At 52.9% G+C, this 12,095-nt stretch carries 9 protein-coding genes; 3 read left to right on the forward strand and 6 right to left on the reverse strand.

The features are described 5' to 3' along the window. Window positions 1-175: 175 nt before the first annotated feature. From ACT53D_RS06980 to ACT53D_RS07005, 6 genes are all read right to left on the reverse strand, one after another. Window positions 176-724: an REP-associated tyrosine transposase gene (locus ACT53D_RS06980; RefSeq protein WP_476155292.1), complete on the reverse strand. Its 549-nt coding sequence runs from the start codon at window positions 722-724 to the stop codon at window positions 176-178. Window positions 725-855: 131 nt separating this feature from the next. Continuing rightward, a complete protein-coding gene (locus ACT53D_RS06985; protein WP_476155294.1) occupies window positions 856-1,548 on the reverse strand; it encodes a hypothetical protein in 693 nt (230 codons plus the stop codon). A 235-nt stretch (window positions 1,549-1,783) separates the two neighbouring features. Next, complete coding sequence (locus ACT53D_RS06990; protein ID WP_476155296.1) at window positions 1,784-2,197, reverse strand: hypothetical protein; 414 nt, start codon at window positions 2,195-2,197, stop codon at window positions 1,784-1,786. Between the two features lie 179 nt (window positions 2,198-2,376). Then, window positions 2,377-3,774: an efflux transporter outer membrane subunit gene (locus tag ACT53D_RS06995; RefSeq protein WP_476155298.1), complete on the reverse strand. Its 1,398-nt coding sequence runs from the start codon at window positions 3,772-3,774 to the stop codon at window positions 2,377-2,379. Continuing rightward, complete coding sequence (locus tag ACT53D_RS07000) at window positions 3,764-6,874, reverse strand: multidrug efflux RND transporter permease subunit (protein WP_476155300.1); 3,111 nt, start codon at window positions 6,872-6,874, stop codon at window positions 3,764-3,766. Before ACT53D_RS07000 ends, ACT53D_RS06995 begins: the two co-directional genes overlap by 11 nt. A 33-nt stretch (window positions 6,875-6,907) precedes the next feature. Further along, window positions 6,908-8,071: an efflux RND transporter periplasmic adaptor subunit gene (locus ACT53D_RS07005; RefSeq protein ID WP_194747215.1), complete on the reverse strand. Its 1,164-nt coding sequence runs from the start codon at window positions 8,069-8,071 to the stop codon at window positions 6,908-6,910. 146 nt (window positions 8,072-8,217) lie between these two features. On the opposite strand from ACT53D_RS07005, the gene ACT53D_RS07010 reads away from it, so the two are divergent. The 3 genes from ACT53D_RS07010 to ACT53D_RS07020 all read left to right on the forward strand — a co-directional run bounded on the left by ACT53D_RS07010 (window position 8,218) and on the right by ACT53D_RS07020 (window position 12,007). Further along, the gene (locus ACT53D_RS07010) at window positions 8,218-8,829 is read left to right on the forward strand and encodes a TetR family transcriptional regulator (RefSeq protein ID WP_476155302.1); all 612 of its coding nucleotides are present in this window, start codon (window positions 8,218-8,220) and stop codon (window positions 8,827-8,829) included. Between the two features lie 212 nt (window positions 8,830-9,041). After that, window positions 9,042-10,745 carry a cation:proton antiporter domain-containing protein gene (locus ACT53D_RS07015; protein ID WP_476155304.1) on the forward strand — a complete coding sequence of 568 codons (1,704 nt, stop codon included), beginning with the start codon at window positions 9,042-9,044 and terminating at the stop codon, window positions 10,743-10,745. A gap of 239 nt (window positions 10,746-10,984) precedes the next feature. Further along, window positions 10,985-12,007 (forward strand): aliphatic amidase, encoded by a 1,023-nt coding sequence (locus tag ACT53D_RS07020; RefSeq protein ID WP_338656972.1) that lies wholly within the window; start codon window positions 10,985-10,987, stop codon window positions 12,005-12,007. Window positions 12,008-12,095: the final 88 nt, after the last annotated feature.

Genomic DNA, 12,095 nt, shown 5'->3' on the forward strand with positions numbered 1-12,095 from the left:
GCAAAGTTACTGCAAAGTGTATTTCAAGTATCTTTTTCACCGTAGCCAAATGGCAAAATACGCGGCCAGGTCTTGAGACCTGACCTCGTATTTCATGCTCGCTATGTTGAAGAAATCGCGTTGCGGTGTCGCTCAGTCTGTAGGGTGGGCAACTCGTTGCCCACGCGTAAGTTCGTTACCCGTCACCAAACGCTCCTTCCACAAAATCTAGCCCCACACCCCAATCCTCATCATAAACGCCCGCTTTAACATATCGGTGAAATGTTGAATAAGGCCAATCTTTCACGTTGCTCACTAAGCCATGCTTATGTGGGTTGAAATGCAAATAATCCATATGCTTTGAATAATCGTTATCATCGCAAATTTGATGCTCCCAATAACGGCGTTGCCAAATGGTCGATTTACGGTATTTTGTTTTGGATGCTGTCATCCATTCAGCACGGTTTAAGCGCGCACCACAAGCATGGCTTACATAGCGTTTGATGAGTTGCCAACGAAGCGCAAAGTTTGCGTCATTAGGTGATAGCGTCCATATGGAATGAATATGGTCAGGCAACAAAACCCATGCGTCGATTGTAAAAGGATGGTCAGCACGGACTTTTTGGATGGCATGTTTTAACGCATCACGCACATCCTCATCACAGAGAAATCTTTGCCTACGGTAAGTCACAACTGTGAAAAAGTAAGTAGCTCCAGAAGTGTTAGAGCGACGATAACGTGACATGGTGGAATTGTGCGTGAGTTTTACCGCGTGGGCAACGAGTTGCCCTACCTGACTAAATGGATATAGTCGCGATTAATGAGTTGGCATCACTGCACACATTTAAATGAATCGTGGGCAATTAATTGCCCACCCTACTCGGCTGGTATTGAATTTGATTCATTGCTTCCTAATGGGGTCCATCGATAGGGGCTAACGACTGATTTTGGCGCATATCGATAGATAGTCAATATAGTCTCATGAGCAATGGTGCGGATACATGCATGAGCTGCGCCTCTAGCCAACTCCATTTTTTCACCAATGGTGACATTGAAATACTCGCCAGTACTAAATGCAGCATACCCATCATCCACATGGCCGTCGACATGTGCCCCACCATCTTGATCCGCCATACTGGTAACAATTTTTTTTCTGCTAATAGGTCCAAATTTAGGATGATTTCCAATCTCTCCGGTCCACCACTCCATAAATGAGGTTTTTCTCAAATGAAAATCTTTTCCAAGAATTTTAGGCTTAAAACCAACACTTTTATCACTCATCTCCATGATTAGCAATTGAGGCCAGCTCATCTCGCTAGATTGGAATGACTGACCGAAAATTCGCGTGGAGTCCAGCCAAAAACCACCCCTAAGACCGAGTTGGGCAAGAAGTGAACCCTGGCCTGCTTGGGGTCGATCTTTATGATGCAACAAAACACGAAGTGAGGTCGACATTGGCTTCGCAGCCAGCCAGTCTCCTTTGTCAAATTGAGTACAATAGCTTTGAAGCAAGTGCAGCTGTTCTTGCAACTGTTGCTGCAGCTCAGGGGTGGAACGAACACGCCTCATATTATCGCCTTAAAGTCTAACTTAATATTTGAAACTTAGCTTTTCGTCATTGATGCTTTTTTCAGTGAATACTTACAGCCTGTGCTGGCGTATCGAACACAGTGAGGTTTAGGGTCAGGTTAAAAACAGTCCATTAGATACCTTGGAGCTAACTGGAACCGACAAGCGTCTAGATTGAGGACGGGGTATGCCAACATCTGCCCACATTTTATACACACGCATTCACACCAAGCGCCTAGCCTTGCTGCTTGAGCATGACATCTATCGCCGCCTGTAGCCTCTTGGCTAAATCTGGATCGTTATTTGAGCGGGCGCCTTCAATGCCCAAGCGGGCTTTCTCAACGAAATTGATAGGCGTGGTATCTGTGGCCATATCGACTGGTTGACCAGTCGCTACCGAGACTTTCATAGTCATCCCCAGGAAAGGTGAACTCTCATCCAGTGACATCTTTCCGCTACGGATTTGCTCGTTCATCCAATCGAACATTTCTTTGCGCGTCATGCTAGTGAAGTCTGATTGTTTGGGGGTGGATGCTTCGGCGGTGGCTGCTGATAGTGCTGATTTAAACGCTGCGGAATTAGTTGCGTCCATCTGTGTCGGTCCGCGCTGGGGGGTGTAAAAGTGGTTTGATTCCGTGTTTACCTTCATATTAAGCCTCCTCTTGTTGACGATGGATAGCGGGCATGACGTAAAGCTATGCGTGATTGATGTTTTTTTGAGTGAAAGTGAATATGTTCGGAGCGTCTTTAAAACCTTCAAACTGTTATTCAGTTTTAGATCATCCTAAAACACACTCAAAAACACGTCAACCACGCCGTTTTAACAGCCTAACTGCCGCCTAGCGCTTTATATAAACTCACCTGATTCTGCAACGCCTGCTGCTGAATCTGCACGGCTTGCGACTGTGCATCCAACACGCTGCGTTGTGCATCAAGCAACTCTAAGTAAGTCACCAGGCCTTGATCCAGTTTACGTTTGACCAGTTGTAAGCGGCTGGTTTCGAGGGCGTTTAAGCGCTCTTTGGCAGCACTTTCTTCGGCGATGGCGGTGCGTGTACTGAGCACGTCCATGACTTCTTTAAACGCAGTCTGGATGGTTTTTTCGTAATTGACGACCTCGATATGCTGGCGGGCTTGGGCCAGGTTGAGGTTGGCTTTGTTGCGGCCGTAGTTAAAGATCGGGAGTATCAGTTGCGGGCTGAAGGCCCAGTAGTTGCTGCCTGTATCCGAGAACAATTTGGAGAAGTCTGAATTGACCAAACCGACATTGGTAGTGAGTTGCAGGCGTGGATAAAACGCGGCTCTGGCAGCACCTATATTGGCGTTGGCGGATTTTAGCTGATGCTCGGCGGCACGAATATCGGCACGTCTGGTGAGCAATGTGGAAGGCAAACCTGGCGTGACGTCGGCCAGTTTCAAGGCGGCGAGCGGCTTGACCGGCAGTGGCGTGCGGTGTGAGGTTTCGCCCAGCAGCAGATACAAGGCATTTTGCGTAGTGGCGAGCTGGCGCTGCCATTGCGCAAGTTGCGCTTGTACTTGCTCAACCTGAATTTGCGCGGCTTTCACGTCCAGCACTTGATCCAGCCCGGCTTCAAAGCGGCGCTGGGTGCGTTGCAGGGTTTGCTTACGGTCATCCAGCGTTTGCTGGGCGAGCTTGAGCTGGTCGTTGATCGCTAAAAAATTGACGTATTGGGTGGCAATCTCGGTGATCAGCGTGGTTTGTACCGCTTGCCGGTTTTCGCTCACGGCAAGGTATTGCTCCAGCGCGGATTGCGTCAGACTTTTCACGCGTCCAAACACATCGATTTCGTAGTCAGAAATACCCACACCAACGCGGTAAAGCTCCGCCTCAAATGCCTGGCTGGAGCTGAACACGGTGCGGCTACGGTCGTAATTGAGGTTGCCCTGTATGGTTGGCAGGCGGTCGGCCTTTTGTACGCCATAGGTGGCTTTGGCCTCATCCATGCGCAACACGGCGGTTTTGAGGTCACGGTTATGCTCCAGCCCGACCTGAATCAGGCGCTGCAAATCAGCATCTGCAAAGTAGCTTTGCCAGCTAAGTGGCGGCGCCTCAGTGACAGGTGTATTGGTCACGGTGTCACTTGCTGGCTGGCCTGGATAAACCTCAGGCACTGGGGCAGCGGGCCTGAAATACTCAGGCACGAGCGAGCAACCACCCATTGCGAAAGCCACGGCAAGGATGATGGAAATACGACTAAACTTCATGAGACACCCTTTGCTGTGAGGCTGGTTGTTTCATCCAGCGGCCCACGACAATAAAAAACAACGGCACGAAAAAGATGGCGAGCAAGGTGGCGGTAATGATGCCGCCGAGCACGCTGGTGCCGATAGCTACTTGTGCACCGGAGGCGGCACCGGTTGAAAATGCTAACGGGATCACGCCGACGCCAAAGGCGAGCGAGGTCATCACAATCGGGCGCAGACGCTCTTTGGCGGCCATCAAGCTCGCTTCCATCAGCGGCATGCCTTGCAACACGTGTTCGCGCGCAAACTCCACAATCAGAATGGCGTTTTTGGCTGACAGACCGATGGTTGCAATCAGGCCGACCTTGAAATAAATATCATTGGGTAATTCACGCAAGGTCACCCCCAGCAAGGCGCCTAGCACGCCCAATGGCACCACCAGCATGACGGCAAACGGAATCGCCCAGCTTTCATACAAGGCGGCCAATACCAGAAACACCACCAGGATGGACAAGCCAAACAGCAGGCTGGCCTGGCTGCCCGACTGTTTTTCTTCCAGCGATTGCCCGGCCCATTCATAGCCGATGCCTTTGCCCAGGCCATTCACCAGGGTTTCCATGGTGCGCATGGCTTCGCCACTGCTAAAGCCAGGCGCGGGGCCGCCATTGATATTAAATGACGGGAAGCCGTTAAACCGCGTACGTTGGGGTGACCCCATGGCCCAATCCAGCGTCATGATCGAAGACAACGGCACCAAACTGCCATCTGCGGCTTTGAGGCGGATCTTCTTGATATCTTCTAGCGTTTGCCGCTGTTTGCCATCGGCCTGCACAATCACGCGGCGCACCTGGTTACCATAGACAAAATCACCCAGGTAATTCGAGCCGAGCAGGGTCGCCAATGAATCATTGATTTCATCGAGTGAGACACCTAAAGCCTTGGCTTTGCTGCGGTCTAGCTGCATGTTGACCACCGGCGTGTCATACAACCCGGCAAACAGCACGTTAGCCAGTTCAGGATGCTGGGCAGACTCAGCCAGTAACTGATCACGTGCTTTCATCAGCGCCTCAACACCCACGCTGGCACGGTCTACCAGCCGCAGGTCAAAGCCGCCAAAACTGCCCAACTCGGGCAAGGGCGGCGCATTCATGGCAAAAATAGTTAAATTGGGGCGACCAAAAAACTTCTGGTTGACGCGGTTTACAATCGCCTGCACCTGTTGATCTGGGTTTGGCCGTTCTGCCCAGTCTTTGAGCGTGATAAACAGCATGCCGCTATTGGTACTGGTGCCATAAAAGCTAAAGCCGCTCACCTCAAAGATAATATCAACGGGCTCATGTGCCTGAATATACTCACTCATATCGCCCAGCACTTTGGCGGTTTCTGCCAGCGTCGCGCCTTGTGGCAGCGACACCATCACCATAAAGTTACCCTGGTCTTCTTCGGGCAAAAACGCATTTGGTAAACGCACCAATATCCAGCCTGCCAGCGCGACAATCAAGGCAAACACGGCCAGCCAGCGCATCGGCTTTTTGAGCAAGCCGCCAGTCAAGTGGGTATAGCGCTCGGTCATGCGCTGAAAGCTGCGGTTAAACCAGACAAAAAAGCGCGCTTTGTTGCCTGTCTCGTGGCGTAGCAACGTCACGCACAAGGCCGGCGTAAGTGAGAGCGCCAAAAAGGCCGAGAAGCTGATAGACACCGACAAAGCCAGTGAAAACTGGCGGTAAATATTGCCCACCGCGCCACTGAAAAAGGCCATGGGGATAAACACCGACACCAACACCGCCGTAATGCCGATCACAGCACCACTGATTTGCGACATGGCTTTGACCGTGGCATCGTAGGCGGACAAGCCCTCTTCCACAATCAGGCGCTCGACGTTTTCGACCACCACAATGGCGTCATCCACCAGAATGCCAATCGCCAGCACCACGCCAAACATGGTCAGCACATTAATCGAGTAGCCCAGCCAGTACATGACAGCAAACGTCCCCATCAGGGCAATCGGCACGACAATGGTCGGGATCAGCGTCGCACGCAGGTTTTGCATGAACAGGTACATGACCAGGAATACCAGCACAATGGCCTCCACCAAGGTCTGGATCACTTTTTTGATCGAAATCGAAACGAATGCAGAAGAGTCATACGAAAGTTGAAAGGCGACATTGGGCGGGAAATATGGCTGCATCTGCTCCATCGCGACCTTGACCCGCTTAATGGTTTCAACTGCATTGGAACCAGGCGCCAGTTTAATCGCCATCCCGGCGGCATTCTTGCCATTGACCCTAGAACTGTAGGTGTAGTCACTGCTGCCCAGCTCGACCTTCGCCACATCTTTAATCAACAGGGCTGAGCCATCTGCCTGCATGCGGATAGGCACATTGGCAAAGTCGTCTACCGTTTTTAACGTAGCCTCGGCTTCGAGTGAGACACTCAGCGGCGCACCGTCCGGCACACCACTGGCCCCCACCTGCCCCAAGGTGAGGCGGGTGTTGTAGCTGCGCAAGGCATTCACGATCTCTGTCACACCCACATTAAGACCAGCCATTTTTTGCGGGTCTGGCCAGATGCGCATGGCGTATTCCGGGCTGAACGATTGTACTTTACCCACGCCTTGCACACGCTTGAGCGTAGGCATCACCGTGGCCGATGACAGCTCGCCAAGATCAATTTCGCTGTAGCGGTTATCTTCCGAAGTCAGCGATACAATCAGCTGAAAGCTGTCAGCAGACTTTTCCACCGTAATGCCACTGCGACGTACGATTTCCGGTAAACGCACTTCGACACTTTTGAGGCGGTTTTGCACATCCACGGCAGCCAGATCAGGATTGGTGCCCTGACGGAAAGTGACACTGATGGAGGCCATGCCCACATTGCTGGTGGCAGAAACATACATCAGGCCCGGCATGCCATTCATCTCGCGCTCGATAATCGAGGTCACGGTTTCTTCCACCACCTTGGCCGAGGCGCCAGGGTAAGTTGCGGCGATATTGACCACGGGCGGGGCAATATCAGGATACTGGGCAATCGGTAATTGTTTGATGGCGATGAGGCCGGCTAACACAATCAGAATGGCAATCACCCAGGCAAAAATGGGGCGATCAATAAAAAAACGGCTCATGGCCTGGTTCCTGTCTTTCTGCGCGCTGCCCGGTTAAGGGGCCACGGCTTTGGTGATATTGTCTTGGGCACTGATCAGTTTAGGCGTCACTTTGCTGCCCGCCGTTTGTGCCGCCACATTGGTGACCACCACTTGCTCACCGGCTTGCAGCCCTTGCTCAATGACCCACTGTTTGTCTATGACACGGCCGGCTTGTACCTCGCGTGACTCCAGTTCGTTTTTGGCATTCACCACCCACACACGCGTCGAAAACTGGTCACGCATCAACGCATCTCTGGGAATCAGAATCGCATTCGGATTGGTGGCCTGACGGATTTTGATTCTGACGTATGCGCCTGGCATCAACACCTGCTGCGGGTTTTCAAAAATGGCGCGCATGACCACAGAGTCGGTCGTTTGGTTGACGGAGACGTCCGAGAATGAAAGTTTTCCTGCTTGGGCGTACATGGAGCCATCCGGCAAGACCAGTTTAATTTTAAAGTCACCATCGTTGCCTTTGAGCTGACCATCGCGCAGCGCTTTGCGCAAGGTAAACACTTCAGAAGACGACTGGGAAAAATTAACATAGACCGGATTAACCTGCTCGACGGTGGTCAGTTGCGTAGCTTCATCTTTGCCGACCAGCGCCCCCTCGGTGACCAGTGCGCGGCGGGCCACGCCATCAATTGGCGCGGTCACATTGGCATACCCCAAATCCAGCCGGGCACGATTGAGTTTGGCCTGGGCAGACGCCACCTCGGCTTTTGCCAGTTGCGCCTCAGCTTGTGCCGCGCGGTAATCACGCTGGCTCACAGACTGGTCGCCAATCAAAGCCTGATAACGCTGCAACTTGTCGTTAGCATTGACCAGGTTGGCCTCGGTCCGCGCCAACTCAGCCTCGGCTTCGAGCTTGCTGGCTTGCAACTGCTCGGGATTGATCTGGAATAACGGCGTGCCGGCTTTCACCACCTGCCCTTCCTGGTACAGACGCTTGGCGACAATGCCGGAGACACGGGCGCGCACCTCGGCAATGCGATAGGCCTCGACCCGGCCAGGGAGTTCGACCTCATCGGGAATATCCGCCACCTGCACCTTGACCACCTCCACCACAGGCGCCGCGCCTGCGGGCTGAGCGGCTTCTTTCGGCTTGCTGCACGCAGCCAATTGCAAGATCAATAGCGCCGAAAGCGCCAGCGTCGAGTGAGAAATACGGGACATGCACTACCCTTAATTGTATGGATGACAATATTCTAGCGGCACTTTTATAATTAATCAATCATGACTGATTAATTATTTTTTGGTATGATAGCGGCCATCATCAACGACTGGACTGTCAGCGAGCCGCCAGGCTAGAACCACCCGACATGGCTAGAAAAACCAAAGAAGACGCGCAAAAAACCCGTGACCAGATTCTGGATGCAGCTGAGCTTGTGTTTTACGGCAAAGGCTTTACGCAGGCGACCATGGCCGATATTGCCGAAGCCGCGCAACTGTCACGCGGCGCTGTATACGGGCATTATAAAGGTAAGCTTGAAGTCGCCACGGCCATGGCCGAGCGTGTCATCCATCAGGCCTCACCGTTTCAGGGGCAACCGGCGCATAGCGCACTAGAAAACCTGAAACACTACTGCTTGCAGGAAGTCCGCAGTTATATCGAACCCAGCTCTATCCAGCGCGTGCTGTTTTTTCTGTATGTGGGCATTGATGATTCGCCCGAGCTGCTGCAACTGCGTTACAACTGGGAGAAAAAACGCATTGCGCAAATCAACAGCCTGCTGACACAGGCCATTGCCCACAAAGAGCTGCCTGCTGACGTCGATTTTAATTTGGTCAGTCTCTACTGCCAATCGGTGATCGAAGGCGTATTCAGCATTGTTTACTTTGGCAGCATGAGCGAAAGTGAACGTTGGCAGCGCGCAGAACAATTGTGTACCTACAGCCTGCAACGCTTGTCCATGCCTTTTTCTCAGCCTTAACCCCGTGCTGCCTGCGATTGGTGATTGACGCGGCATGGCTTCTTGCGGCAAGATAAAAAATAATACATTGATCGCAATTAATTTCAACTTTTTGGCCAGCACACGGTCAGTCTGAACAGGCGGTATGCCTGTGCTTGAAATAGCATCAACGCTTGCGAAACCCATATTGCGTATGCCTACGCAAATAAAATAACTTAAAAGAAACCCTGACGATGGACCATAACCTGAGCCTGATTACCACCATTGCCGTCGCGTTTGCGCTGGCACTGGTGTTTGGACTAATTGCCGAAAAACTCAAATTGCCTGCGCTGATTGGTTATTTACTGGCCGGCATCATGATCGGCCCCGCCACCCCTGGCTTTGTCGCCGATCTTGAAATTGCCTCGCAGCTGTCGGAAATCGGCGTCATGTTATTGATGTTTGGCGTCGGCCTGCATTTTTCGGTACAAGACCTGCTGTCGGTCAAACGCATCGCCCTGCCCGGCGCGCTGGCGCAGATGACGCTGGCGACGCTGCTGGGCATGCTGGTCGCCTGGAGTTGGCACTGGAGCTGGGGCGAAGGCCTGGTATTTGGTTTGTCCCTGTCTTGCGCAAGTACGGTGGTATTGCTTAAGGCGCTAGAGTCACGCCGCATTCTGGAAAGCATGAACGGCAAGATTGCAGTCGGCTGGCTGGTGGTGGAAGACATGGTGACCGTGCTGGTGCTGGTGTTGATGCCAGCCCTGGCGGGCGTGTTGGGCGGTAGCCAGAGTGAAGCAACCAGTGTTGCCGCCATATGGCAAACCATAGGCATGACCTTGCTCGAAGTGGCAGGCTTTATTGCCATCATGCTGGTGGTCGGCAAGCGGGTGTTGCCGTGGTTGCTCTGGTATGTGGCGGGCACCGGCTCGCGCGAGCTGTTCACGCTGACCGTGATCGCGGTGGCGATCGGGGTGGCGTTTTTTGCCTCTACCTTATTTAATGTCTCGTTCGCATTGGGAGCGTTTTTTGCCGGCATGATCATGCGTGAATCAGAATACAGCCACCGTGCCGCTGAAGATTCGCTGCCGTTCCGCGATGCCTTTGCCGTGTTGTTTTTCGTCTCGGTCGGCATGTTGTTTGACCCCAGCATTCTGATCAAACAGCCCTTACAGGTATTGTCTGTAGTGGCGATTATTATTCTGGGTAAATCACTGGCGGCGGTGGCCATTGTGCTGGCCTTGCGTTATCCCTTAAATACCGCGTTAACCGTAGCCGCCAGCCTCGGGCAAATCGGTGAGTTCTCGTTTATTCTGGCCGGGCTGGGGGTCTCACTCAACCTGATGTCCCCCGATGGCATGAGCCTGGTACTGGCAGGCGCGCTCATTTCCATTGCCTTGAACCCGCTGGTGTTTGCCTCGATCAAGCCCCTGGCCAATTGGGTGGTCAGCAAGTCTGATCTGGCCCGGCAGTTCTCGCTACGCATGGACCCCTATGGTGAGTTGCCCATGACCACCGAGCGCAAATTCCTCGAAGGTCAAGTGGTGCTGGTCGGTTATGGCCGGGTGGGCAAACGCATTGCGCAGTCACTGACCGCCGCCGCCATCCCCTATGTGGTGGCCGAACAAAACCGTGAAGTGGTGGAAAAACTGCGCAAACAGGGGCAACCTGCCGTCTCGGGGAACGCGGCGGACCCGATGGTGTTGATCCAGGCCCACATTGCCAATGCCTCCCTGCTGATTATTGCCACGCCGGATGCCATGAATATCCGCAAGATGGTGGAGATCGCCAAGCAGCTCAAACCGGATATCGAAGTCGTGATTCGTACCCATCATGAGGACGAATACCTGCGCCTGCAAAAAGAACTGGGCGAGACCGAAGCGGTGTTTTTTGGCGAGGAAGAACTGGCCAAGGGCATGTCTGCCCATGTGTTGCGGCGCTTTGAACGCCCGCATTAAGCGGTATCATCAATGACCTTGTACGCAAATTAACGTATGGCGTGCGGGCCTGGCTGGCGTTAAATTAGCACCAAGGTTAATACCTGCTACGCCCCACATTTTAATCACACCGTCAACAGCGCCGGTGATGATTCGAGCAAAAAAGCTCACCCGCCATTTGATGGCCGGTGGGCTTTTTTTATGCGTAATCGGTATGTATCGAGTCAATAGCCTTTTTTAAATTTTTCAGGAGAAGCTTCATGATACATGGTGATATTTCCAGCAGCCAGGACACCGTCGGTGTGGCCGTCGTCAATTACAAAATGCCCCGCTTGCATACCAAAGCCGAGATTCTGGCCAACTGTCGCAACATCGCCGACATGGTGGTCAATATGAAAGCCGGTCTGCCCGGCATGGATCTGGTGATTTTCCCGGAATACAGCACGCACGGCATCATGTATGACGGTCAGGAAATGTATGACAATGCCACCACCGTGCCCGGCCCGGAAACCGATATTTTCGCCGAGGCTTGCCGCAAGGCCAAAGTCTGGGGCGTATTCTCGATCACCGGCGAGCAGCACGAAGAGCATCCGAAAAAAGCGCCGTATAACACCTTGATCCTCATGAATGACCAAGGTGAAATCGTGCAGAAATACCGCAAGATCATGCCATGGGTGCCCATCGAGGGCTGGTACCCAGGCAAGGAAACCTTTATCAGCGAAGGCCCCAAAGGCCTCAAGGTCAGCCTGATTATCTGTGACGATGGCAACTACCCTGAAATCTGGCGCGACTGTGCCATGAAAGGCGCCGAACTGATTGTGCGTTGCCAGGGCTATATGTATCCGGCCAAAGAGCAGCAGATCCTGATCAGCAAGGCGATGGCGTTTGCCAATAACACCTACGTGGCCGTGTCCAATGCGGCCGGCTTTGATGGCGTCTATTCCTACTTCGGCCACTCGGCGATTATCGGCTTTGATGGCCGGACGCTGGGCGAATGCGGCGAGGAAGAAAATGGCGTGCAATATGCGGCCTTAAGCAAACACCTGATCCGCGATTTCCGCAAACATGGCCAGTCCGAAAACCACCTGTTCAAGCTGCTGCACCGTGGCTACACCGGCGTGCTCAATTCAGGCGATGGCGATCAAGGCGTGGCACAGTGTCCATATAGTTTCTACAGCAAATGGGTACAGGACCCGGCGGCTGCGCGCGACATGGTAGAATCGTTTACGCGCTCGACGTTGGGCACCAAAGAGGCGCCCATCGCAGGCTTACCTAACGAATAGTCGGATGTCTGACTGGCGATCACACTAGGCTAGATGAAGCTAGGCGAGATCACACTAGAGTTGATCGCCGCAACGCAACACAATGGCT

The sequence above is a fragment of the Methylophilus sp. DMC16 genome, assembly GCF_056314045.1.